This is a genomic window from Roseovarius sp. YIN77, assembly GCF_057219155.1.
Genome location: NZ_JBXVVI010000001.1, coordinates 501412 through 524951 on the forward strand (window position 1 = coordinate 501412; position 23540 = coordinate 524951).

The 23540-nt window shown below is 55.0% G+C and carries 23 protein-coding genes and 1 riboswitch; of the genes, 10 read left to right on the forward strand and 13 right to left on the reverse strand.

What is annotated here, in order from left to right:
* Positions 1-141 precede the first annotated feature (141 nt).
* Genes glyS through AC2D8P_RS02445 form a run of 3 tightly spaced genes read right to left on the reverse strand, consistent with a single transcriptional unit; the run spans position 142 to position 3886 of the window.
* Positions 142-2433, reverse strand: coding sequence for a glycine--tRNA ligase subunit beta (gene glyS / locus AC2D8P_RS02435; protein WP_484700118.1), 2292 nt, complete (start codon positions 2431-2433; stop codon positions 142-144).
* 2 nt (positions 2434-2435) lie between these two features.
* Entirely contained in the window at positions 2436-2945 is a 510-nt protein-coding gene (locus AC2D8P_RS02440; RefSeq protein WP_484700120.1) for a DUF6446 family protein, read from the reverse strand.
* An 11-nt stretch (positions 2946-2956) separates the two neighbouring features.
* On the reverse strand, positions 2957-3886 hold the full coding sequence (locus AC2D8P_RS02445; protein WP_484700122.1) for a glycine--tRNA ligase subunit alpha: 930 nt from the start codon (positions 3884-3886) through the stop codon (positions 2957-2959).
* A gap of 142 nt (positions 3887-4028) precedes the next feature.
* On the opposite strand from AC2D8P_RS02445, the gene AC2D8P_RS02450 reads away from it, so the two are divergent.
* The gene (locus tag AC2D8P_RS02450; RefSeq protein ID WP_484700125.1) at positions 4029-5771 is read left to right on the forward strand and encodes a serine protease; all 1743 of its coding nucleotides are present in this window, start codon (positions 4029-4031) and stop codon (positions 5769-5771) included.
* Positions 5772-5774: 3 nt separating this feature from the next.
* On the opposite strand, the gene AC2D8P_RS02455 is transcribed toward AC2D8P_RS02450, so the two are convergent.
* Positions 5775-7223 (reverse strand): TrkH family potassium uptake protein, encoded by a 1449-nt coding sequence (locus tag AC2D8P_RS02455; RefSeq protein ID WP_484700586.1) that lies wholly within the window; start codon positions 7221-7223, stop codon positions 5775-5777.
* Positions 7224-7286: 63 nt separating this feature from the next.
* Entirely contained in the window at positions 7287-8390 is a 1104-nt protein-coding gene (gene folE2 / locus AC2D8P_RS02460; protein ID WP_484700128.1) for a GTP cyclohydrolase FolE2, read from the reverse strand.
* Between the two features lie 198 nt (positions 8391-8588).
* Between folE2 and pepN the strand changes: the two genes are divergently transcribed.
* The 3 genes from pepN (at position 8589) to AC2D8P_RS02475 (ending at position 12409) form a co-directional block, all read left to right on the forward strand.
* A complete protein-coding gene (gene pepN, locus AC2D8P_RS02465; protein ID WP_484700131.1) occupies positions 8589-11132 on the forward strand; it encodes an aminopeptidase N in 2544 nt (847 codons plus the stop codon).
* 111 nt (positions 11133-11243) lie between these two features.
* Entirely contained in the window at positions 11244-11825 is a 582-nt protein-coding gene (locus AC2D8P_RS02470; protein WP_484700133.1) for a hypothetical protein, read from the forward strand.
* A 23-nt stretch (positions 11826-11848) separates the two neighbouring features.
* Positions 11849-12409 (forward strand): invasion associated locus B family protein, encoded by a 561-nt coding sequence (locus tag AC2D8P_RS02475; RefSeq protein ID WP_484700135.1) that lies wholly within the window; start codon positions 11849-11851, stop codon positions 12407-12409.
* Here the strand turns inward: AC2D8P_RS02475 and AC2D8P_RS02480 are convergent.
* The gene (locus tag AC2D8P_RS02480; RefSeq protein WP_484700136.1) at positions 12401-13018 is read right to left on the reverse strand and encodes a lytic transglycosylase domain-containing protein; all 618 of its coding nucleotides are present in this window, start codon (positions 13016-13018) and stop codon (positions 12401-12403) included. The two genes, AC2D8P_RS02475 and AC2D8P_RS02480, sit on opposite strands and share 9 nt — an antisense overlap.
* A gap of 184 nt (positions 13019-13202) precedes the next feature.
* On the opposite strand from AC2D8P_RS02480, the gene gatB reads away from it, so the two are divergent.
* Positions 13203-14720 carry an Asp-tRNA(Asn)/Glu-tRNA(Gln) amidotransferase subunit GatB gene (gene gatB, locus AC2D8P_RS02485; protein ID WP_484700138.1) on the forward strand — a complete coding sequence of 506 codons (1518 nt, stop codon included), beginning with the start codon at positions 13203-13205 and terminating at the stop codon, positions 14718-14720.
* Positions 14721-14758: 38 nt separating this feature from the next.
* Positions 14759-15154, forward strand: coding sequence for a hypothetical protein (locus tag AC2D8P_RS02490; RefSeq protein WP_484700140.1), 396 nt, complete (start codon positions 14759-14761; stop codon positions 15152-15154).
* 23 nt (positions 15155-15177) lie between these two features.
* Here AC2D8P_RS02490 and AC2D8P_RS02495 read toward each other — a convergent pair whose 3' ends face one another.
* On the reverse strand, positions 15178-16059 hold the full coding sequence (locus tag AC2D8P_RS02495) for a LysR family transcriptional regulator (protein ID WP_484700142.1): 882 nt from the start codon (positions 16057-16059) through the stop codon (positions 15178-15180).
* 86 nt (positions 16060-16145) lie between these two features.
* On the opposite strand from AC2D8P_RS02495, the gene AC2D8P_RS02500 reads away from it, so the two are divergent.
* The gene (locus tag AC2D8P_RS02500) at positions 16146-16439 is read left to right on the forward strand and encodes a DUF1330 domain-containing protein (protein WP_484700144.1); all 294 of its coding nucleotides are present in this window, start codon (positions 16146-16148) and stop codon (positions 16437-16439) included.
* Between the two features lie 101 nt (positions 16440-16540).
* Entirely contained in the window at positions 16541-16909 is a 369-nt protein-coding gene (locus AC2D8P_RS02505) for a DUF4177 domain-containing protein (protein WP_484700146.1), read from the forward strand.
* Between the two features lie 2 nt (positions 16910-16911).
* Here the strand turns inward: AC2D8P_RS02505 and AC2D8P_RS02510 are convergent, their stop codons facing one another.
* Positions 16912-17169: a BolA family protein gene (locus AC2D8P_RS02510; RefSeq protein ID WP_484700148.1), complete on the reverse strand. Its 258-nt coding sequence runs from the start codon at positions 17167-17169 to the stop codon at positions 16912-16914.
* 85 nt (positions 17170-17254) lie between these two features.
* On the opposite strand from AC2D8P_RS02510, the gene AC2D8P_RS02515 reads away from it, so the two are divergent.
* On the forward strand, positions 17255-17881 hold the full coding sequence (locus tag AC2D8P_RS02515; protein WP_484700150.1) for a DnaJ domain-containing protein: 627 nt from the start codon (positions 17255-17257) through the stop codon (positions 17879-17881).
* 6 nt (positions 17882-17887) lie between these two features.
* On the opposite strand, the gene AC2D8P_RS02520 is transcribed toward AC2D8P_RS02515, so the two are convergent.
* Positions 17888-18778 (reverse strand): c-type cytochrome, encoded by an 891-nt coding sequence (locus AC2D8P_RS02520; RefSeq protein ID WP_484700152.1) that lies wholly within the window; start codon positions 18776-18778, stop codon positions 17888-17890.
* A gap of 11 nt (positions 18779-18789) precedes the next feature.
* Complete coding sequence (locus AC2D8P_RS02525) at positions 18790-19257, reverse strand: c-type cytochrome (protein ID WP_484700154.1); 468 nt, start codon at positions 19255-19257, stop codon at positions 18790-18792.
* 93 nt (positions 19258-19350) lie between these two features.
* Between AC2D8P_RS02525 and AC2D8P_RS02530 the strand changes: the two genes are divergently transcribed.
* The gene (locus AC2D8P_RS02530; protein WP_484700156.1) at positions 19351-20208 is read left to right on the forward strand and encodes a LysR family transcriptional regulator; all 858 of its coding nucleotides are present in this window, start codon (positions 19351-19353) and stop codon (positions 20206-20208) included.
* 5 nt (positions 20209-20213) lie between these two features.
* Here AC2D8P_RS02530 and metZ read toward each other — a convergent pair whose 3' ends face one another.
* From metZ to AC2D8P_RS02545, 3 genes are all read right to left on the reverse strand, one after another.
* A complete protein-coding gene (metZ, locus tag AC2D8P_RS02535) occupies positions 20214-21395 on the reverse strand; it encodes an O-succinylhomoserine sulfhydrylase (protein ID WP_484700158.1) in 1182 nt (393 codons plus the stop codon).
* A gap of 65 nt (positions 21396-21460) precedes the next feature.
* Positions 21461-21539: riboswitch (SAM riboswitch) on the reverse strand.
* Between the two features lie 47 nt (positions 21540-21586).
* Positions 21587-22084 (reverse strand): CAP domain-containing protein, encoded by a 498-nt coding sequence (locus AC2D8P_RS02540; RefSeq protein ID WP_484700161.1) that lies wholly within the window; start codon positions 22082-22084, stop codon positions 21587-21589.
* 87 nt (positions 22085-22171) lie between these two features.
* Positions 22172-23506 carry an 8-oxoguanine deaminase gene (locus AC2D8P_RS02545; RefSeq protein WP_484700163.1) on the reverse strand — a complete coding sequence of 445 codons (1335 nt, stop codon included), beginning with the start codon at positions 23504-23506 and terminating at the stop codon, positions 22172-22174.
* Between the last annotated feature and the right edge of the window lie 34 nt (positions 23507-23540).

The following is a 23540-nucleotide window of genomic DNA, read 5'->3' on the forward strand; positions in this document are numbered from 1 at the left end:
CTCATGCCTCAGCGCAGCATAGCGTAGGATTATGGTCTGACAAGGGCGCGAGAGTGGAATGTTTACCCAACAGGTCCACACAGCCGCTCCGCCAAGGGCAAATTTACCTCTGACGGGCGTATGTTTGGCAATTCAAGGACGTTAGCCCTCGATCCTGTTCAGATCCGCCACAGACAAACAAACCGTGCGAATACGGCTAAGCAAATTCAGACGATTGCGGCGCACCACCTCATTGTCGGTGTTGATCTGAACCGCCTCAAAAAACGCATCAATTGGGGCGCGCAGCGCGGCCATGCCCCGCATGGATGCCGCGAAATCCTCGGCCTCGATGGCTGGTTGGATCGCGCTTTCCCCCTGATCCAACGCCGCAAACAACGCCTTTTCTTCTTCGCTTTCGGCAAATTTCACATCAGCCCCGTAAGAATATTCCACCCCATCCTTTTCTTCGGCCTGGGTCAGGATGTTGTTGGCGCGTTTGAAGCCTTGGAGCAGGTTTTCCCCGTCATCTGTTTTCAGGAAGTCAGACAGCGCACCTGCGCGCTTGACCAGAAGCGTCAGATCATCATTGCCCGGCATGGCAAGGCAAGCATCAATAACATCATGGCGGATGCCTTCATCGCGCAGGTGAACCTTGAGGCGGTCGTGGAAGAAGGAGAGGAGGTCTCCAAATAGCTCATTCGAGTTAGGTAATTTTTTGAGATTTGCTTCGTCACGGCCAACCCAACTACCCTCATGATGACCCTCCGGCTCATCGCGTTTTTTGAATTCAGTGTAAAGCTCTTCGACTAGCAAACGATCATCTCTTTCATCAAGCATTCCAGCCAGATGGAATTGATTGTAGGAACCGTCTTCGATCGGAATGACATCTTTGAAGAATACAGCGAGCGCACGACAAATTGAGTGGATAACGCCATCAAATGAAGTGTTAGTTACTTCGGAGATACAAACCCGCAACCCATTCCCCAACACCAACCGAATAACCCCCAGTGCCGCACGGCGCAGGGCAAACGGGTCTTTGGACCCTGTGGGTTTTTCGTCAATCGCCCAGAACCCGGTCAGCGTGTCCAGCTTATCGGCCAGCGCCACGGCCACGGAAACCGGCGCCTTCGGCACATCATCCGATGGCCCCAGCGGCGAATAATGGTCCTGACAGGCGACGGCGACTTCGGAGGCGAATCCGGCGGCCTCGGCATAATACCGGCCCATCAGGCCTTGAAGCTCGGGGAATTCGAACACCATTTCTGATGACAGATCGGCCTTGGCCACCCGCGCGGCCAGCTCCGCCAAATCCGCATCCGCCCCAACCACCGGCGCGATTTCACGCGCCAGTGCGGCGATGCGGTCGATGCGTTCCTTCTGCGAGCCAAGCTTGTTGTGGAAGGTGACGTTGGACAGGCTCTCCAGCCACGGTTCCATCTTTGCATCCCGCGCCACGCGCAGATCATTTTCCCAGAAAAACTTGGCATCCGCCAATCGGGCCGCCAGCACCTTTTGGTTCCCCGCCAGAATGGTCGCGCCGTTATCTGCGGTTTCCACATTGGCCACGGTAATGAATTTCTCAATCCGCCCGGTTTTCGGGTTTTTGACAGAGAAGAACTTTTGATGTTCTTTCATCGAGGTCTGCAAAACCTCTGGCGGCAGGTCCAGAAAGTCTGCACCAATCTCCCCCATCAGCACGACAGGCCATTCGACCAGACCAGCGACCTCTGCCAGCAATCCGCGATCCTCGACCACTTCAAGCCCTTGGGCAAAGGCCATGTTGGTCGCGTCATGCCAAATATGATCGCGGCGTTCCTCTGGGTTCAGGATAACTTTGCCGGCCTTCAACTGCGCGGCATAGTTATCAAAACCAGAAACCGTAATCCCCTGCCCCATGAATCGGTGGCCGTGGGTGGTGTTGCCCGACGTGATCCCGTCGATATCCAGCGGCACAACCTCTGCACCACCCTCATCCGACAACAGGCAAATGATCGAATGCAGCGGCCGCACCCAACGCAAGGAACCAGCCCCCCAACGCATGGATTTCGCCCAGGGGAAATTGCGAATGGTGGCTTCCAGCACCTCTGCCACGATATCGGCTGCCGGACGACCCGGCTTTTCGATCACCGCGAAAAACACGCGGCCCTTCTTTTCATCCCGTTCTTCCAGCTGATCACGGGTCAGGCCAGCGCCGCGCAAGAACCCTTCGATCGCCTTTTCCGGCGCATCCACACGGGGGCCTTTACGCTCCTCTCGCACAGTGGGACTTTGTGCCAACAACCCCTCAACCGACAGCGTCAGCCGCCGCGGGGTCGAAAACGCACCAGCGCTGGCATAAGTCAGACCAGCCTCGACCAAGCTATTCGTCACTAAACGCTTCAGATCATCAGCAGCCTTGCCCTGCATTCGGGCGGGAATTTCTTCGGAGAACAGTTCAATCAGAAGATCAGGCATGGTCAGTTTCTTTCCGGTGCGGGCGGACAACCCTCTGGCGCGGGTTTTCCATCGAAAACCTCCTCGCCGCAATGATTAATCTGATGCCAGACATAACCGCGCCCGTCATCCATAACGGCAACCACACGGTCAAATCCGTAGGCAATATTAGCCTGCCCTAGAAAGGCCAGCGCCCGGCCCTCTTCCAATGCCAGCCCAATCTCTGCCGCATCAAAGCAGTTAAACCAATTCGGCGCAGTCAGGGGCACAGCATCCTCATAAGACAGGTAGGTTTCCGTTAGCATCGCCTGACTGTGCGGCGTGGTGAAACACGCGCGATAGCGCAGTGGCGAGCTATCAGAATCAATCCCCTGATACCCATCGATCAGGATCGGCTCTGCCGCATTCGTGACATAGCCGGTCAACTCGACAGTGCTGCCCTCGACCGGCACTTCCGAATAAAACCCATAGACCTGCGTATAATACAATCCACCGCCTGCAAGCAGCGCGCTCAAGACAATGAAACCGGCCATCAGCTTTCCAATCACGCGGCGTATCCCCCGGCCTCTGTCATGACAAAGGCATCAGCGCATTTTTTGGCCAGCGCCCGCACCCGACCGATATAGGCCTGCCGTTCCGTCACAGAAATCACTCCGCGCGCATCCAACAGATTGAACAGATGGCTGGCCTTGATGCACTGATCATAGGCCGGATGTGCCATGACAATGCGTTTACCAGTTTTGGGATCGTCATGTTCTTGTGCCAGTATGGCCTCACATTCCGCCTCTGCCTCTTCGAAATGGCGCAACAGAACTTCTGTGTTCGCCGTGTCAAAGTTGAAGCGTGAATACTCTTCCTCTGTCTGGCGAAATACATCACCGTAGGACAGGGCAATCGGCGCATCCGGGTCGTTGAACGGCATATCCATCACGTGATCGACGCCCAGCACATACATGGCCAAACGTTCCAGTCCATAAGTCAATTCCCCAGATACCGGCTTGCAATCATGCCCACCGACCTGCTGGAAATAGGTGAACTGGCTGACTTCCATCCCATCGCACCAGACCTCCCAGCCCAAACCCCAGGCTCCCAGTGTCGGGCTTTCCCAGTCATCCTCGACAAAACGGATATCATGCATGGCCATGTCGATCCCGATGGCGCGCAGCGATCCCAGATACAGATCCTGCAAATCCGGCGGGCTGGGTTTGATCAGCACCTGATACTGATAATAATGCTGCAGCCGGTTCGGGTTTTCACCATAACGCCCGTCCGTGGGTCGGCGAGAGGGTTGCACATAGGCCGCAGCCCAATGATTGGAGCCCAAAGATCGCAACGTTGTGGCCGGATGGAATGTCCCTGCCCCCACTTCCATGTCATAAGGCTGCATGATCGCGCATCCCTTGGACGCCCAATAAGCCTGAAGCCTGAGGATGATTTCCTGAAAGCTGCGTGGTTTGTTTGTTTCGCCCGACATGTTGGCCCCTCGAAATTCGTGTTCTCAATAGGCAACGACAACAAGAAGTTCAATCGGTACTCACACACTATTCGGATGCAAATCCCGGTGCCTCTGTTAACCTTGCCTTCGGAATCGCACTGGAAACAAAGTTATTGGGTCAATGAACAGACTATTTACGATTATCGCCTGTACGCTCTCTATCCTATTCACTCAGACCGCTGCCGCGCAGGACAGTTGGGTTCAGATTCAGGCACGACCAACCTTGGATCAGGCGGAAACAAACGCTCAGGAATTTGCGCGCGTGCTTGAGGATGTGAATGGATTCGCACTCAACACCGGTTGGTACGCGATCACATTGGGACCCTATTCAGAGTTTGAGGCAGAACAAGTGCTGGCCGGATTGCGCCAACGCCGCCTGATCCCCAATGACAGTTTCGTCGCTGATGGGTCTGATTATCGCGCCCAGTTCTGGCCGACTGGAATTGAGACACCGATCACCCAAACGGAACTCAACCAGACCCCAGTGATTGAACCCGAACCCACCGCCGACACAAGTTTCCAGCCCGATGCAACCGACGAAACGGTTGGCGACGCCCGAGCAAGCGAGGCATTGCTGAGCGCAGAGGAACGCAAGCTTCTGCAAACGGCGTTGAAATGGGCGGGATATTACGACTCCGCCATTGATGGCGCCTTTGGTCGTGGGACCCGTGCCTCGATGGAGGCGTACCAGTGGGCGAATGGTTTTGACCCAACCGGTGTTTTGACCACCCTGCAGCGCGCCCGATTGATCGCAGACTACAATGCTATATTTGAGGGGTTGAAGCTGCAAACCATCCGTAGCGAAGAGGCCGGATTGGAACTGACCATTCCAACCGCTTTGGTGGAATTCACACGGTATGAGCCGCCGTTTGTTCACTATGACAGCACCACAAATGACGGCGCACGGGTTTTGCTGATCTCACAACCTGGGGATCGGGGCAGCTTAAAAAGCCTTTACGATGTCATGCAAACCCTTGAAATTGTACCGCGCGAAGGGCCACGACGGCTTCGCCGCGACAGTTTCATCCTGACCGGGCAGAACAACCGAATTCACAGCCACACAGATGCAAGGCTTGAAAATGGCCTGATCAAGGGCTTTACCCTGATCTGGCCTGCCGGGGACGAACAACGCATGGATCGTCTCGTCCAAACAATGAGCGCCAGCCTCGCCCCCTTTGGCGATTATGCACTCGATGAAACCCTGGGTCCCGACGGATCGGAACAACGTATCGACCTACTGGCCGGTCTGGAATTGCGCAAACCCCTTCGCACCCGCAGCGGATTTTTCATCTCTTCGACAGGCTTGATCCTGACTTCAGCCGACGCCGTGGACAAATGTGGCCTAATCGCAGTTGATGGCGAAACACCTGCCGATCCGGCCCATATCGATGAAACCCTCGGCATTGCTGTGCTGCGCCCGCAAGAGCAATTGGCCCCGGCCCGCGTTGCCACTCTCGTGGATGGTGTCACACGCCTGAACGCCGCGATTGCGGCAGCGGGTTTTCCCTATGGCGGTATTTTGGGGGCACCCTCGGTTTCCTTTGGCCAACTCGCCGACATCCGGGGCCTAGGCGGGGAAGAACACTGGCAACGTCTGGCCATGAACACCCAACCGGGTGATTTGGGTGGCCCGGTGATGACCATCGATGGTCAGGTGATCGGCGTTCTGGTGCCTGCTGCCAACAACAGTGTGCAACTGCCCTCAGGTGTTGCGCTTGCTGCCCGTTCCGATGCCGTGCGTTCGGCCTTGCTGGCAGAGGGGTTGCTGCCAGGGCCTGACACCATCGCCAGCACCCCTGTATCTGCTGCTGAGCTGATGTCGCACGCCAATGACATGACGGTATTGGTCAGCTGCTGGGAATAACCTCTAGCGCTGCCAGAATGCTCTTGTCAGCAAGACATATACGGTGATGATTTCCAAACGGCCGACCAACATCGCCGTTGTCAAAATCCATTTCGCGGCCAGGTTAAGATCGGCAAAGTTACCCGCCGGGCCGATCTCCTCACCCAATCCGGGCCCGACATTTGCAAGCGCAGTCGCCGCGCCGGAAACCGAGGTGATGAAATCCAGCCCCGTCAGGCTCAGCAGCACCGCAACAATGCCCAACGTGATGACAAAAAACATGAAAAAAGAGATGACCGAGCTTAGGACATCATGATCAATTGGTCGCCCTTCATATTTGGGCGAGAATATTCCGCGCGGGGAAAAGATGCTGTGGATCTGCGATTTCAGCGCAGATAAAAATATCTGATAGCGAAAGATCTTGATCGAACAGGATGTTGACCCCGCGCAGCCGCCGATCAGGCCGACAAAGAAAAACACCACAACGGCAAACCCACCCCAAAGCTGATAATCAGCACTCGCATATCCAGTCCCTGTCAGGATCGAGGTCAGATTGAACAGCGCCTGGCGAAAGGCAGGCTCTGTATCGCTGCCATTTAATATCACCCGGAACGTGGTCATCACCACAGCCAGCAATGCAACAACCATCATTAGAGTGCGAGTCTGACTGTCGCGAAAAAAGGGAAACATTTCGCCTGAAATGATCTGCACATACCGCACGAACGGCAACGCGGCGAGGATCATAAAGATCACGGCCACATATTCGACCCCACCCGGGTACGCCCCGAAAGAGGCATCATGAGTAGAAAAACCCCCCGTCGCCAACGTGGTCATGGAATGGTTTATGGCATCAAAAACATCCATCCCCACAGCCCGGTAACTCAGAAAACAAACGATGGTCAGCGCGACATAGACCCCAGAAATTCTAGAGGCGATTTGCGCCGCCCGAGGCAGGATTTTCCCCATTGTATCAAAGGATTCGGATTTAAAGATTTGCATCCCGCCCACGCGAAGTTCGGGCAGGAAAACCATAGCGACAACAATGATGCCGATACCCCCGAACCATTGCAGCATACTGCGCCACAACAATACACCCCACGGCATATCATCCAGCCCGGTAAAGACGGTTGATCCGGTGGTGGTCAGGCCCGACATTGCCTCGAAATAAGCGTCAGTCCAACTGGCTTGCGGCTCTCCCAGATAAAACGGCAGGGCACCAAAAACCGGCAGGACAACCCAAACCGCCGTGGTCATGATAAAGGTCTGCTCGATCGTCAGCCCTTGTTTGACCCCATTGGCGCAGGCCAACGCCACCAATCCTCCAGTCAAGACAGAGATCAGCGCCGCTTCGAAAAAAACATCTGCATTCCCGTTGGCGCGGGTAAAATCAACGCCCATCGGCACCAGCATGGTCGCGCCCAAAGTCGCGACCAGCAAACCGATAACATATCCGATTGGGCGTAAATCCAACATGGCGGCAGGGTTGGCCACAGAGAGACGTGAAGTCAAGCTTGGATCACGAGGTTACAGAGTGATTCAGCGCGCGTGTATCAGGGTCGAAAACAGCTGCGGGTCAATGGATTGCGAACAAAATGTATCGCCCTCGGTCAGGATGCTAACCGCGTCATGGCTGTGCAGACTTTCCTGGTGGCTGGCCACAATTCTAAAATCTCCGATCCGCGGATCGTTTTGTAATTGTTCGGAAAACAGACGTGCCGCATCCTCGACAAAGATCGGATTGGCGGCATTCAGCTCTGCAAAGGCCTGTTCATCCTCACGTTTCACCATCACCTGCGTCTCTGTTGGTACGGCCCTGCGGCAATAATCGATCAGATCCTCGAACCACAAGCACGGCATATCCGGCAACAGCTCGACTGAAATGCGTGCGACAGAGCGCTGCGAATGCGGCGTTGCCAATTGCCCCCGGAACTGACGCGCATGTTCAGACAGTTCCAGCGAACATGGGCAGGTCGAAGAATAGACATAGTCCAGATGCATGATGTGCCGGGCAACACCCCGCGTTTCAACCAGTTCCAGCGCGATGTCATAATACTGATATCCGATCAGATTAGACCGCAAAGACGCCACCCGTTTGGGGAAGGAAAACCGCATCATGATCCGGGCATCAAAACTTTCCAGATCCGCCATGTAGTCATTCAAAGCCGCCTGAATCACATCAATACTGAACGTCTTGTCGGCATGGGTGTAAAACGTGCGCATAATGCGCGACATGTTGATGCCCTTCTTCTCTGCCTCCAGACTGACGGTTCCGGTGACAGATGTTTCCAGCGAAATATCCGATCCATCACGACGGTGATACCGGATCGGCAGACGAAAATTGGATATCCCCACATGCTGAATGCGCCGCTTGGCCCCTTTGATCAGGCTTTCCGGTCCATTCTGCAGATCGGGCAAAGTTGCGCGATACTTTTCATCGACGCTGAACTCTTCGGGATAGGCACGCGCCAATGCGGGATAGTTCGACACTTCTTGACCCGGCAACAAACGTGAAACCGCTGGATGCAACTCTGCCACTTCTGTCGCACTGGCCTTTTTGGCCCAGGACTGCAGCAGACGCAGAGCCTTCTCAGCCTCTTCCCGGCTCAGGTCGTCTGTTTGTTTCGGCGATTGGATATTCATACCCCTGCCCTTTCGCGCGCTTTCCACCACCCTAATCTAACGATCTTTGGGTAAAAATGCCATTTACGATTGATTCGATCACTTTGCGACCTGTTATCAGCACAAAAGCTGAAGAATGCGTGAAATCTACAATACACACTTGTCGCCGCCTGTACGCGGGTTACACATGCAAACCATCAAATTGATACGAGGGACAAGATGCCTGCTCTGGAAGTTTTTTTAAAAGATTATACCGTTCCCAACTGGCTGATTGACGACGTTCACCTGACTTTTCACCTTGATCCAGAACGCACGCGTGTTCTCTCTCGTATCCGTTTCACCCCCAATCCAAAGGCACAGAGCACAGATTTCTTTTTGCATGGCGACTCTTTGACGCTGATCTCTGCCGCGATCGATGGTGCTCCTGTTCAGCCAGAATTTATTCCGGGCGGGCTCAACTGCAACGTTCCGAATCAACCCTTTGTCTGGGAGGCAGAGGTTGAAATCAATCCCTCAACTAACACGTCGCTGGACGGACTCTACATGTCCGGTGGCATGTACTGCACCCAATGCGAGGCTGAAGGCTTCCGCAAAATCACATATTACCCGGATCGACCGGATGTCATGGCGCCATTCACCGTCAGAATCGAAGGGTCAGAACCGGTAATGCTGTCCAACGGCAATCCCACCGGCAAAGGCGATGATTGGGCAGAGTGGCACGATCCCTGGCCCAAACCGGCCTATCTATTCGCCCTTGTCGCGGGCAAACTGATCAACCACCCGGATACATTCACCACAAAATCCGGCCGCAAGGTCGAGCTGAATATCTGGGTCCGCCCGGGGGACGAAAACAAATGTGCCTTCGGGATGGAGGCACTGAAAAAATCCATGACATGGGACGAAGATGTTTATGGCCGCGAATACGATCTGGATATTTTCAACATCGTGGCCGTCGATGATTTCAACATGGGGGCGATGGAAAACAAGGGGTTGAACATCTTCAATTCCTCTGCCGTTTTGGCCTCCCCCGAAACATCGACTGACATTAATTTCGAACGAATAGAGGCGATCATCGCCCACGAATATTTCCACAACTGGACAGGCAACCGCATCACCTGCCGCGATTGGTTCCAACTGTGTCTGAAAGAGGGGCTGACGGTTTTCCGCGACCAGCAATTTACCGGCGATATGCGCAGCCACGCGGTTAAACGGATCAATGACGTTGTCACGCTTCGTGGCCGCCAGTTCCGCGAAGATAACGGCCCGCTGGCCCATCCCGTCCGCCCCGAAAGTTTTGTTGAGATCAACAATTTCTACACCGCCACCGTCTATGAAAAAGGCGCTGAACTGATCGGTATGCTGAAAACGCTGGTCGGTGACGAAGCCTACTACAAGGCGCTCAACCTGTACTTCACCCGCCATGATGGCGACGCCGCCACGATCGAGGACTGGTTAAAAGTGTTCGAGGACGTCACCGGCCGAAATCTGACGCAGTTCAAGCGCTGGTATTCTCAGGCCGGAACCCCGCATTTGAACGTAAGTGACACCTTCGACAACGGAACATACACGCTACATTTCAAGCAAAACACGCCCGCAACACCGGGTCAGGAAAACAAACAGCCATTTGTAATTCCGATCAACATCGGCCTGTTATCCGACAATGGCGACGAAGTTCAGCCCACCACACTTTTAGAAATGACGAAAGCAGAGCAAAGTTTCGAATTTGCCGGTCTCGGCACAAAACCCATCCCCTCTATTCTTCGCGGTTTTTCCGCGCCGGTGATCCTGAACAGAGAGATCAGCAACACCGAGCGCGCCTTTCTGATGACCCACGACACAGACTCGTTCAATCGGTGGGAGGCCGGACGAGCCTTGGCCAAGGACGTTCTGGTGCGCATGGTCACTCAGGATGCCACCCCGGATACAAGTCTTTTGGATGGTTTTGCGACGATTGCACGCGATGATAGTCTCGATCCTGCCTACCGCGCATTGGCCTTGGCGCTGCCCGGTCAGGATGACATTGCGCAAACCTTGTTTGATGCCGGAATCACGCCCGACCCAACGCGGATATATCATGCTCACCAGACCCTGAAACAGGCGCTGGCGCAGCATCTGCAAGACACCTTGCCACGCCTTTATGCGGGAATGCATGTTTCAGGCTCGTTTAGCCCGGATGCCAAGGCCGCAGGAATGCGCGCACTGCAAGCAACAGCACTCGGTCTTCTGTCGCGTCTGGACGGGGGTACACAAGCGGCGCAACAATTTGCTGACGCGGATAACATGACACAGCAACTGGGCGCCCTGGGATGCCTGTTATCTGTGGAACGGGGAGCGCATGAACTGGCCGCATTCCGAACTCAATGGTCACAGGATCGTCTGGTCATGGACAAATGGTTTGCCCTGCAAATCGCCCACGCCGCCCCGGACAAAGCAGCCACAATCACCAAAAACCTGACCGGTGATCGGGATTTCAACTGGAAAAACCCCAACCGCTTCCGCGCCGTGATTGGGGCGCTGGCCATGAACCCTGCGGGCTTTCATTCCTCTGATGGTAGCGCTTATGATCTGGTGGCCGATTGGTTGATCCGGCTTGATCCGCACAACCCACAAACCACCGCCAGAATGTCCACTGCCTTTGAAACCTGGCGTCGCTATGATGCTGACCGCCAGGATTTGATCCGCATACAATTGGAACGCATCGCCGGAACAGAGAACCTCAGCCGCAATACTGCAGAGATGATCGGCCGAATTCTCGGTGATTGATCCCGATTTGTCACAGAAAGCATGGGTACGGAATTCCATACTTGTATGGCAGGTAACCTACAGGTAACTATCGCATAGGTGGTGGCGCATAAGATTGCGATACAGGATTAAATGTCTCTTAAAATTGCTATAATTCTGTTGGCTATCTGGTTCGCAATTCTTTGCATCCGCATGCGCAATACACTCCTGGCAGCGGATGGTTTAAGCCGTATTTCTCCAAAAGCACGGCTCGCCGCGCGCAAATTGGGGTTTACTTACGACCCTCGGCAGCATCCCATCGCCCAAATCAATAACGAAAAACTTGCAGCAGCAACGTTAACTGCCGCATTTATTGCGTTGGACGGTTCCGCCACCGCAAAACACCAAACTTCTGCCACGTCGGAGCTACGCGCCGCATATGGGCTGAACGAAAGTGTCGGTGCTGATCTTCTAACTCTCGGCCAGTGGATGGTTGGGTCCTGCAAGACCCCGGAATCCGCAATCGAGCTCGTCCTGCAACGCCTGCATCATTTTGCAGACCAAACCATTTTTGATTCCGTACAACAAATTTTCCACGGAATCGTCTCCAACGATGCAAAATCGCTTTCTGACAAACAGTCGAATGCCATCTCGGCTGTCAATGATCTCCAATCATTGTTCAGAAAAAGATATCCTCGCACAATCGTGACCTCGGAAACTGTTCAGACCTCCTAATCTGCGCATGAAGGGGTTTGCCCATGCGTTATGCGATTCTGAATGTTCTATTTTTGTTGTTGGCCGCTTTTCCGGTGATCGCACAAGACCGCGACGGAAATGACCGTCCCAGCGATTGGGTGGTCAAACATTTCTTCAAGTCCGGCATCTGGGAATCAATCTGTGATGAACGGACAGAAGACGGCCAATTACGGCAACGCTGCTATATTAGACGGGTCGATGTGTTTTCCCCACGTCCCAAATTTGCCGCGCAATTTGTGTTTGTTACACCCGAAGATTCCGGCATTCGAATTGAATTTGGCATGGAACGCGGAACGTTGTTTGCCCCAGACGGCTTTCGAATGATCGACGGCACAGATATCTCTTGGCAGACCCAGCGACCCGGATGTCTAACGGGGCTAACCTGTGTCTTTACCGGACCAGAAGCAGACGAACTTCTTCAAGCTATGCAAAGCAGCGACCGCTTTCTCTTCACTTTCGTGGATCGTCATGGTCGCTCGACAGAGCTTGACTGGCCGCTCATCGGGTTTAACGAGACCTTTCAAGACTTTACACTTGCCGGGTCTGATCGCGGCCTATTTTGAACAATAGCTTTGCGACCGCGTCCAATTGATGATGTCGGTTCGTTTGCGCTCGGAATGAAACGGCCCCCAATCAGCGGCAAAGCCCCGCCCCCCGCGCGAAATCACCCCGTCACGCGGAATCGTCACAGCCGCAATTCGCAAGGCGCAGGACAGGTTCTTTTCACCGTTTTTCAAGGCCTCGCCAGACTGTGCCTGACAGCCATAACCTTTCGCCGTCCCAGGGGAAATCTGCACTAAACCAAACCACCTGCCATCCCCGCCCACCGCGTCGGGGTTCCAGGTGCTTTCGTGTTTGGCCAGTGCCGACAGCAGACCGGCCCAAAACGCCTGACGATCCTCGAGATTGGCCTGCGGGTATGCCGGGCAATAGGTATCGATATCAGCTGGGACAATTTCGGTCAGAACGGCGGCATGATTGGCCAGCGCGTTTAAGCTAACCTTGGTCCATTTCTGCGCCTCTGGCCGGTGATCCCATGCCATCGCGGGCAACGCACGCGCCAGTTCTGGCGCAGGTGCCTTTGTCTCCGGCTCCTTACGGCCACACGCGATTAGCACAACCGCAGCAATACAGCCGGCTATCACGCCTGCTGCCAAACCAACTTTTGTCATTTTCTTCATCCTGCCCTGCGCCCCCAAACCACAGAGTTTTCAATCTTTTGCTATGATACAAGTCAATCCATGATCTTTCCCCGTTTCAGGCGGTGCTTTGCCACCCAAATGCGGCCATTTCCCTTGCCCCTTGGCCGCCCCTGTCCTAGAACACGCGCCGAACCGTCTGATGCAGGAACATACAATGCTGGACCACCTGACCTACACCACCCCTGAACCCAAAGTCATCCATGGCGCCAAATCCGATTGGGAATTGGTCATCGGGCTCGAAGTTCACGCGCAGGTCAGCTCTAACGCCAAACTCTTTTCGGGTGCTTCGACAAAATTCGGGGCAGAGCCAAATGCCAACGTATCATTCGTGGACGCCGCCATGCCCGGCATGCTGCCTGTCATCAACGAATATTGCGTCGAACAGGCCGTCCGTACCGGTTTGGGGCTGAAAGCTCAGATCAATCTGACATCGGCCTTTGACCGCAAAAACTATTTCTATCCTGACTTGCCTCAGGGCTATCAGATTTCACAGCTCTACCACCCGATTGTGGGAGAGGGCGAAGTGATCGTCGATATGGGCCCGGGTGTGGCCCGCCGCGTACGCATCGAACGCATCCACATGGAACAGGACGCGGGTAAATCCATTCACGACATGGATCCGCACATGTCCTTCGTCGATCTGAATCGAACCGGCGTCTGTTTGATGGAAATCGTGTCGCGGCCAGATATCCGTGGCCCGGAAGAGGCCGCCGCCTATGTCGGCAAGCTGCGTCAGATCATGCGCTATCTGGGCACCTGCGATGGCAACATGCAAAACGGATCAATGCGTGCTGACGTGAACGTGTCGGTTTGCCGCCCAGGTGACTATGAAAGATATCAGGAATCACAAGATTTCAGCCATCTGGGCACCCGGTGCGAGATCAAGAACATGAACTCAATGCGCTTTATCCAGCAGGCGATTGAGTATGAGGCCCGACGCCAAATCGCGATTATCGAGGATGGTGGCAATGTCGATCAGGAAACGCGCCTGTATGACCCGGACAAGGGCGAAACCCGGTCGATGCGGTCCAAGGAAGAGGCGCATGATTACCGCTACTTCCCCGATCCCGATCTGCTGCCATTGGAAATCGAACAGGCCTGGGTTGATGACATCGCGGCCAACCTGCCGGAACTGCCCGATGCGAAAAAGGCCCGCTTTGTCAGCGATATGGGTCTGTCAGAATATGACGCTGGCGTTCTGACCGCAGAGGTCGAGGCCGCCGACTATTTTGAATCGGTCGCCAAAGGCCGTGACGGCAAGATGGCCGCAAACTGGGTTATCAACGAACTTTTTGGTCGCCTGAAAAAAGACGACAAAGACATCATCGCCAGCCCGGTCAACCCAGACCAGCTGGGCGGTATCATCGACTTGATCGCCAAGGGCGACATCTCCGGCAAAATCGCCAAGGACGTGTTCGAAATCGTCTATACCGAAGGCGGCGATCCGGCCCAGATTGTCGAGGCACGCGGCATGAAACAGGTCACCGATACTGGTGCGATTGAAGCCGCCGTTGATCAGGTCATCGCCGACAACCCGGCTCAGGTTCAGAAAGCCAAGGAAAATCCAAAGCTCGCTGGATGGTTCGTAGGTCAGGTGATGAAAGCCACCGGCGGCAAGGCCAATCCAAAGGCGGTAAACGAACTGGTGGCGAAAAAGCTCGCAAACAGCTAACATATCCCCCATCACCACGGTGATTGGGGGAACTTAAAATGCTGCTTTTATTGAAATTTATCCACTATCTCGGCTTCAGCATCGGCCTGGGTTGCGGCCTGTCGGCAATCGTCACCGGATTGATGCTAAAGGCAGAACCGGCAATCGCCGCACCCATTGTCAAACGCCTGGGGCGCCTTTCCTTTACCGGCTTGATTCTACTGTGGATCACTGGCCCATGGTTGTATTCCAGCCTTTATCCAGAGGGCGCGGGCGTCGTTTTCATTCTAAAGATGATCGTGGTTGTGGCGCTGACCCTTGCCGCCCTGGCACTGCAATATTTCATCCTGAAGGGCCCGGCTGCGGCATCCCCCTCGACACGGTTGCGGGTCTCTCTGTTTGCCAATGGCTGCTCTGCGCTGGCAATCCTACTGGGGCTTATTGCCTTTGGCTAAACGTCTGGGGATCGCTTAAAACCCTAAGCGTCCAGAATGCCCTGCCCTTCGAACCAGTCTTTATTAGCCTTCAATCGCGGGATCATGAAATCAACAAACGCCCGAATGCGCGCCAATCGCTGCTTTTCCGGATGCATCAGCAGCCATAGCCCCTGCTCTTCTGGGATGAGGGTTGGGAAAACCCTCTTCAAATCCGGGTCACAATCCCCCCAATAGCAAGGCATCATCGCAACCCCTAAGCCCGCCTTTACCAGTGCATTTACCGCCAGAAAGCTGTCTGTCCGATGCCGGACCGCAGCGTCGGGAAAATGTCGCGTCATGATCGCTGCAGCCGCACTATCGGTGCTCCAGCTAATCCAGCCCAGATCATCTCTGTCCTCAGCCGAAATTCCCTTGGCCGTATAAACCGCCAATCCAAAATCACAAATCCGGCGCCCCACAAGCAACTCATGGGGATTTGCGCTGACTCTGATCGCAATATCCGCCTCGTTTTTCATCAGGTTGATCGGGTTCATCGTACCCTCCAGAATCAGCTCAACTTCCGGATACAGATCAGAAAACTCCGCCAGATGGGGTGCCAGAAACCTGTCGATCATCATATCGACACAGGTCACATGTAACCGCCCACTGACGGTCGTGTCCCGCCCGATCAGCCGGGACGTGCGCACGGCGACATCCTCTGACATTTGCTCTGCCATTTGAAAGAGCTCTGTGCCTGCTTGGGTCAGATTGATGCCCAAGACAGACCGGTCAACCAAACGGCAATCGAGCTGCGCCTCTAACCGCGCCAATCGACGAGACACCGTGGATTGATTAATCCCCAACTGACCAGCAGCGCCGGACAGGGACCCAACCTGCCCTACGGCCAACAGCAGTCGCAAATCATCCCAATTCAGATCATGCATGAACGCATGGATATCATGCTTTTACCCTTATTCCCATGCAATTCCACAACGTGTATCTTGGTCGCATAAACATGATGGAGCCCCAGATGAGTGCCTATTTCATCGCACAGATGCAAATCCACGACCCGGAACGTTATAAAAAATACCTCGCGGATTTCATGCCGATCTTTGAACGATATGGCGGGGAATTAATCGTCACCTCCTCTAAACCCATAAAGCTGATCGAGGGTGAGTGGGACTACCCAAGCGTTGTGGTTTTGAAATTTCCCGATCTCGACCATGCTCACCGTTGGCACGATGATCCCGAATATCAGGCACTTGTCGCCCATCGGCATGCCTCTGCACAGGCTAATATGATTCTTGTCGAAGGCATCGATTGACCCGGCAGAACGGCAACACATCGCCACGTTTTTCCCTACGACTTGTGCTGCATGATCCGTATCTGATACTCCGACCGGAAATCAGTTGACGGACATTCGATATGCCACGCTACGAATATATGGTTATCCCGGCCCCCAAACGCGCAGAAAAGGTCAAAGGGCTGAAAACGACCGAGGACCGGTTTGCGCATACGCTGATGGATCTGATGAACCAACACGGCAAGGATGGCTGGGAATATCAGCGCACGGATACCATGCCGGTGGAAACACGTTCGGGGCTCGGCAAAAAGTCGCTTGAAGATCAAAGTGTTCTGGTCTTTCGCCGCGTATTGGCAGAGGAACCCTTGGTCCTGGGAACTCCGCTCAGCAATGCCAAGCCCCACAACGCCCCCAGCCTGCCAGGCGTCAACACAGACGCCCCGACCAAAGCACCACAGATCGCCAGCCCCAAGACGGACCCGGCCGACTGACCCTAGCCTGATATATCCAGCGCCAGGGCATGAATGCGGCCTGTGATGTCCGCCCCCAGCGCCTTGTGCACGGCCCGGTGACGTGCCACACGGCTTTGAGCCGCAAAACCATCTGCCCGGATCACGACACGAAAATGGCTTTCACCACTGCCATCATCGCCTGCATGGCCCTGATGATGGGAACTTTCATTGATCACTTCCAGCTCTCTGGGGTGAAAGGCCGTCTCCAGCTTTACGCGAATTTCTTCTGCTACGGTCATTTTTGTGATCTTTCCTCTTCACACGCCTGCGTAATGGACTAAACTCTTCGCTCCGAGTCGAATAGTTCTATCAAAGGTCTTGGCGATGAAGAAGAACGATCCATTTGGATTTGACATGTCAGTTTCTTCTGCAAAGAAGAAAAACCCACGCGGACGGCGTGGCATGTCCGGGGCGTTTGAGACGTCGACGCGGAAATGTCACAATGACGGCTGTGAAGAGGCTGGCAAATACCGCGCGCCCAGATCCCCGGATCATCTGGATGAGTTTTACTGGTTCTGCAAAGATCACGTGCGCGAATACAATTTGAAATGGAACTTCTTCAACGGCGCGACCGAAGAAGAGATGGATCAGCAGATCCAATCCGATCGTGTATGGAACCGCGACACCAAACCGTTTAAAAAATCGGCCGAGGAACGCGCCTGGGATCGTCTGGGCATCAATGACGCGCATGAGGTTCTGGGCGGCAACGCCACACAGAATCCCGGCAAAGGCATCAGCGGCACCCGCCGCCTGCCCCCGACAGAACGTCGCGCGGTAGAGATTCTAGAGGCCAAGGATCACTGGACCAAGGCCGAAATCCGCAAACAATACAAATCCCTGATCAAGGTTCTTCACCCTGATATGAACGGCGGCGATCGCTCCCAAGAGGAACAGCTGCAAGAGGTTGTCTGGGCCTGGGATCAGATCAAGGAAAGCCGCAGTTTCAAATAGCGTCGGCTACTCCACAGCAGGCACAATTTTCAGATAGGCCGCAATCGCGGCGCGATCTTCATCGGTCAATTGGCTGGTGTTTTCCACCACAGCGGCCATCTCGCCACCAGCAGTGTCAAATTCCGGGGTGAACCCTGATCTCAGATATTCCGCGATATCATTCACAGACCAGTTCAACTTCGCCGGGGTCAAGTTGGGCACCCGGCCCTTTCCTCCCGGCGCAGGGGCACCGCCAAGCCAGCGATCATAGTCCAGCCCACCCAGTGCATTGCGCGGCGTGTGACACTCCCCGCAATGCCCAAGACCTTCCACCAGATAGCGTCCGCGACGTTCCAGATCACTCAACTCCCCTTCAATCACCCAGCCTGTGCGGGCAAAGAGTTGCTTCCATCCGCCAAGACTGCGCCGGATATTGAAAGGAAAACTTACGTCATGCGGCTGGCTCGAGGTTTCAGATGCTGGCAAGATTTGCAAGAACGCATGCAACGCTACGATATCCCCAAGCTCTGCCCGCACATAAGAGGTGTAGGGAAAAGCAGGATAATAATGCTGACCGCCCGGCCCGGTTCCAAACAACATCGCATTGGCCAGATCCTCCGCGGACCAACCCCCAATTCCCTGCTGAACATCGCTGGAGATATTCGGCGCAAAGAACGTGCCGAAATCCGATTTAAACGCCCGCCCACCAGACAGGATCAGTTTGTCGTCGCCCTCCGCCCTTGGCGCAGAATGGCAGGACGCGCAGCCGCCGGCGTAGAAAACCCAGCGGCCACGTTCCAGATCAGGTTCCAACCTCTCCAACGCCCCATGGGGCAGCTTGTCCGGTGCGGTCAGAAACCACCCCGCGCCCAAAGCGATCAGAAATAGGGCAACAAGAAGCCGAACGTAGTTGCGCACCATTCACACCATTAATTGGCGGGGGCGCGATATTCCTTATGGCAGGCCGTGCAAGCCGCACCAACAGGACCAAGCGCGGCTTTCAATGCATCCAGATCAGTGCCCGCAGCGGTTTGCAGATTCGCAACAGCCCCGTTCAATTCGCCAGCTATTTCCATGACACCACCGAAATCGGACCAGATATTTGCCTTGGCACGTGTACCAGAGATGGACTCACTATCCGATCCAGCGGGCCACATTGCCGACATGTCCAATCCAATCACAGCTGCTAGGCTATCCGCTGCGGCTTGCGCGGAATCTGCGTTGTATTCCACATCACCCTTTGCCATCGCAAACATCTGCCCCAGATAAAATCCACGCAGGCTCATCACGTCTTGCCGTGCCTTTACCGCGGGATTGTCACTTTCCTGAGCAATTATCGACCCGGCAACCAAAGCGCCTGCAACGCTCAGCGCAACCATTTTTCCAAAATTCTTCATGAAATTACTCCGTTTCATCATCACAACTATCGAAACTCTATCTTGTGAAAATACCATTTCAATTGCCAAGTTTTTTACTTTAGATGTTAATTTATGAACAACAACTGGGATGATATCCGTTTTGTCCTCGCTGTGGCAGAAACGGGCTCGTTGAATGCTGCTGCACAGCTACTGGGCGTCACTCACGCCACGGTCCTGCGCAGGGTCGCGGCGTTTGAAGCGCGTCACGGAAAAACAATCTTTGAACACGCTCAATCTGGCTACAAACTGCTGCCAGAGGCCGAACCAATCCTCCGCGCCGCCCGAAATGTGGAAGAGGCCGTTCTGACAATCAATCACGCCATCGTCGGCACCGATCAGGATCTGCGCGGTCCTGTGCGCATCGCCTCGACCGACAGCATATGCAACAGCATCCTACCCGGTATTATATCAATAATTTCAGCGCAATACCCGGAAATTGAACTTTCTCTTCTCAGCTCCAACACGCGCCATGATTTTCAACGAATGGCCTCTGACATCGCGGTTCGACCCGCCAAAACCCTCTCCGACGGCCTGACCGGAGAAATCGCCGGCCACCTCGAACTGTGCGTTTACGGCACCTCAAATTCAGATGACCGCTGGCTTGGGCTGGACGGGCCGTTGACCGGTTCAGTGATCGGAAAATGGATGGAAGCCAATATTCTATCAGACCAGATCCATCATCGGGCCGATAGTTTTTACACATTGCAAAAGCTCGCTGTGGCAGGACTGGGCAAGGCTTTCATCCCCCGCATCCTGGCCGACAACGATGACAGGCTGACCCGCGTGAACAGCGAGATACCGCCGATCAAAGTCCCGGTCTGGGTCGCATTGCTGGAAGATCTATCCAGCAATGCCCGATTCCGTGCGGTTCAACGGGTTCTGATCAAAGAACTTTCAAACCGGCTTGGCCCCTATTCCAGCGCGGCTTGATTTGCTCAGACCGCGTCCAGTGCCTGCTTGATATCCGCGATCAGATCGTCCGTATCCTCGATCCCGATAGAGATACGCACCAACCCGGGGGTAATCCCCAGCTCAGCCCGCTGCTCATCGGTCAGACGTTGGTGGGTTGTCGTGGTCGGATGAGTGATAATGCTTTTCGCGTCACCCAGATTGTTCGAGATTTTGAAAATCTCCAACGCATTCAGGAAACGGAAAGCCGCCTCCTGCCCGCCTACGATATCCAACGACAGAACCGTTCCGCCCATTTCCATCTGCGATTTCGCCAGTTCGTATTGCGGATGGTCCGGCAGATGCGGGAAGATGACCCGTTCCAGCTTCGCATGGCCTTGCAGGTCTTCGGCAATCGCCAACGCCGATTTACCCTGGGCCCGGCATCGCAGATCCAGCGTCTCCATACCTTTCAGCATCACCCAGGCATTAAAGGGGCTCAGCGCCCCGCCGGTATGCTTCATATAGGGTTCCAGCACCTTGCGGATATAGTCCTTGGTCCCACAGACCACACCGCCCAGACAGCGCCCCTGCCCGTCAATATGCTTGGTCGCGGAATAGACAATCACGTCTGCACCCAGATCGCCGGAGCGCTGAAAAATTGGCGTCGCAAATACATTGTCCACAATCACCAGCGCACCGACCTCATGGGCAATGTCAGACACACCTTTGATATCAATGACTTCCAGCGTCGGGTTTGACAGCGCCTCTAAAAACACGGCCTTTGTGTCTGGCCGCATCGCTGCGCGCCACGCATCCAGATCGGTGCCATCAACAAATGTCACCTCCACCCCATAGCGGGTCAGGATTTCCTCTAGGATATACAGGCACGATCCAAACAGCGCCTTGGCCGAGACAACGTGATCGCCCGCCCGCAACAGAGAGGTCAGCGCCGCATTAACCGCCGCCATCCCAGAGGCAGTGGCAAAGGCATCTTCTGTCCCTTCCAGCGCCGCAATGCGATCTTCGAACATCCGCACCGTTGGGTTGCCATAGCGGGCATAGATGAACTCATCCTCACCGGTTTCGATAAACCGCGCCTCAGCCTGTTCGGGGCTTGCATAGGCAAAGCCCTGAGTCAGAAATATCGCCTCTGACAGCTCGCTATACTGGCTGCGCCGACTGCCCGCATGCACCAGCTTTGTCCGTGTATTCCAGTCCTTGCTCATTTCGTCTCTCCAACAAGGGCGCCCAATTTATGGGCACAAAAAAACCCTCACCGTTCACAGACGTCGAGGGTTTTGCCCTGACCTCTTTAGCAGCATGTTTAACGTGGCCCGCAATCCGGTGTACAAATCGCCACAGCGCCCTGTTATCCCGGGCGGTCAGTCTGGTCAAGGTAAATTGGGTGGCGCAGCGCTCAGCTATCGCAATGGCGGGCAAGCACCAGAACCCAGTAATTACCGCGTTCCACATAGGCCGCGCCGTATTCGTAAACGCCGCGATGCAGGTTGTTGCGGCGATGGCCCGGACTGTCCATCCAGCCCTGCATCACCGTATCGATAGAGGAATAGCCCCGTGCGATATTTTCTGCCGCCAAACAAGCATTGTAGCCGCGTCGCGTCACCCGGCGGAAATGCGTGGTGCCATCCTTGCTGTCATGCGAAAAATAGCGCTGACGCGACATGTCACGGGCATGATCCATGGCTGCGGTGCTTAGGGTTGGGTTGTAAGACACAGGATGCAGCCCGCGCGACCGACGTTCAGCATTCAGGGCGCGCCCCACTTGTCCGGCAGCCGTATGCGCCGGGGCAACAACCAGTGACACAGGCTCTGCCCGGCTCACTGTACTTTGATAACTGGAACAACCCGCAATACTCATCACTGCACACAAAACGGTGGCAAGTGCTTTGTTCATTTTTCTCTGTCTCTGCTCGTCAGTCCGCATTTTCATACGGTGTCTCCGTTACAAAGCAGATTCGCTGCAGTTACACCAGCGTAACCCCTATCCGGCCAGATTATGGGCAAGAACCTGCTGTCGTCTGACAGCTTGCCCGAAATCTGTGGTCAGAATATGACCATCCTGAACCACTTTCTTGCCATTAACGATCAGATCGCGCACCCGCGTCGGCCCCGCCAGCAACAGCGCGGCTGAATCCCAACTGCCTGCGGCCTCTACCCCTGACATGTCCCAGATGGCGATATCGGCGCGCTTGCCCACCGCCAGACGCCCGCAATCCGAACGCCCCAACACATCGGCGCCCCCTCGCGTGGCAATTTCCAACGCCTCACGTGCGCTCATCGCATCTGCACCGCGGCTAACCCGCTGCAACAACATCGCGTGACGCGCCTCTGCCACCAGATTGCCGGTGTCATTAGAGGCTGACCCATCCACACCAAGTCCGACCTTGACCCCCTGATCTCGCATTTCGCGAACAGGCGCGATGCCCGATCCCAAGCGACAGTTCGAACAGGGGCAATGGGCAACACCGGTTCTGGATTTCGAAAACAAATCAATTTCTTGCATGTCTAACTTAACGCAATGAGCATGCCAGACATCATCGCCGGTCCAGCCCAGATCCTCGGCATATTGCCCCGGGCGGCAGCCAAATTTTCCCAGGCTATAGGCGATGTCTTCGTCATTTTCGGCCAGATGGGTGTGCAACATCACCCCCTTGTCCCGGGCCAGCACTGCCGCATCGCGCATCAATTCGCGGCTAACGGAAAACGGCGAACACGGCGCCAAACCAATGCGCAGCATCGCCCCCTCTGACGCGTCATGATAACGATCAATCAGGCGAATGGAATCGCGCAAAATATCCTCTTCCCGCTCCACCAGGCCGTCGGGCGGCAACCCCCCGTCGCTTTCGCCGATCGACATGGCCCCGCGCGTAGGGTGAAACCGCAATCCGATCTCCTGCGCGGCGTCAATCGTATCATCCAGACGCGATCCGTTGGGATAGAGGTACAGATGATCGGATGTCATCGTACAGCCAGACAACGCCAATTCGCCCAACCCAACCAGCGCCGAAACGCGCATCTCTTCTGGCCCAAACCGTGACCAGATCGGATAAAGCGTCTGCAACCACCCAAACAACAGCGCATCCTGCGCACCCGGAACAGCCCGGGTCAGCGATTGGTACAAATGGTGATGCGTGTTGACCAACCCCGGTGTCACCAGACAACCCGCGGCATTGATCACTTCGCCACGCGGCTCCAAGTTTTCCCCTATTTCAACGACTTGCCCATCTTTCAGGCGCAAATCATGCCCCGCCAATTCCCGGCGGTCATCATCCATTGTCAGGATCAAATCGGCATTGCGGATAAGAAGTTCAGTCATAATCCCTCACATGTCGCCCCTTCGGTTGATGTGA

Coding starts and splice junctions, on each gene's coding strand:
- glyS (WP_484700118.1), bottom strand. CDS start 2,433: ATGCCTGATCTTCTGATTGAACTGTTCTCCGAAGAAATTCCCGCCCGA.
- AC2D8P_RS02440 (WP_484700120.1), bottom strand. CDS start 2,945: ATGGCCGGTTTCATTGTCTTGAGCGCGCTGCTTGCAGGCGGTGGATTG.
- AC2D8P_RS02445 (WP_484700122.1), bottom strand. CDS start 3,886: ATGTCGGGCGAAACAAACAAACCACGCAGCTTTCAGGAAATCATCCTC.
- AC2D8P_RS02450 (WP_484700125.1), top strand. CDS start 4,029: ATGAACAGACTATTTACGATTATCGCCTGTACGCTCTCTATCCTATTC.
- AC2D8P_RS02455 (WP_484700586.1), bottom strand. CDS start 7,223: ATGTTGGATTTACGCCCAATCGGATATGTTATCGGTTTGCTGGTCGCG.
- folE2 (WP_484700128.1), bottom strand. CDS start 8,390: ATGAATATCCAATCGCCGAAACAAACAGACGACCTGAGCCGGGAAGAG.
- pepN (WP_484700131.1), top strand. CDS start 8,589: ATGCCTGCTCTGGAAGTTTTTTTAAAAGATTATACCGTTCCCAACTGG.
- AC2D8P_RS02470 (WP_484700133.1), top strand. CDS start 11,244: ATGTCTCTTAAAATTGCTATAATTCTGTTGGCTATCTGGTTCGCAATT.
- AC2D8P_RS02475 (WP_484700135.1), top strand. CDS start 11,849: ATGCGTTATGCGATTCTGAATGTTCTATTTTTGTTGTTGGCCGCTTTT.
- AC2D8P_RS02480 (WP_484700136.1), bottom strand. CDS start 13,018: ATGACAAAAGTTGGTTTGGCAGCAGGCGTGATAGCCGGCTGTATTGCT.
- gatB (WP_484700138.1), top strand. CDS start 13,203: ATGCTGGACCACCTGACCTACACCACCCCTGAACCCAAAGTCATCCAT.
- AC2D8P_RS02490 (WP_484700140.1), top strand. CDS start 14,759: ATGCTGCTTTTATTGAAATTTATCCACTATCTCGGCTTCAGCATCGGC.
- AC2D8P_RS02495 (WP_484700142.1), bottom strand. CDS start 16,059: ATGCATGATCTGAATTGGGATGATTTGCGACTGCTGTTGGCCGTAGGG.
- AC2D8P_RS02500 (WP_484700144.1), top strand. CDS start 16,146: ATGAGTGCCTATTTCATCGCACAGATGCAAATCCACGACCCGGAACGT.
- AC2D8P_RS02505 (WP_484700146.1), top strand. CDS start 16,541: ATGCCACGCTACGAATATATGGTTATCCCGGCCCCCAAACGCGCAGAA.
- AC2D8P_RS02510 (WP_484700148.1), bottom strand. CDS start 17,169: ATGACCGTAGCAGAAGAAATTCGCGTAAAGCTGGAGACGGCCTTTCAC.
- AC2D8P_RS02515 (WP_484700150.1), top strand. CDS start 17,255: ATGAAGAAGAACGATCCATTTGGATTTGACATGTCAGTTTCTTCTGCA.
- AC2D8P_RS02525 (WP_484700154.1), bottom strand. CDS start 19,257: ATGAAGAATTTTGGAAAAATGGTTGCGCTGAGCGTTGCAGGCGCTTTG.
- AC2D8P_RS02530 (WP_484700156.1), top strand. CDS start 19,351: ATGAACAACAACTGGGATGATATCCGTTTTGTCCTCGCTGTGGCAGAA.
- metZ (WP_484700158.1), bottom strand. CDS start 21,395: ATGAGCAAGGACTGGAATACACGGACAAAGCTGGTGCATGCGGGCAGT.
- AC2D8P_RS02540 (WP_484700161.1), bottom strand. CDS start 22,084: ATGAACAAAGCACTTGCCACCGTTTTGTGTGCAGTGATGAGTATTGCG.
- AC2D8P_RS02545 (WP_484700163.1), bottom strand. CDS start 23,506: ATGACTGAACTTCTTATCCGCAATGCCGATTTGATCCTGACAATGGAT.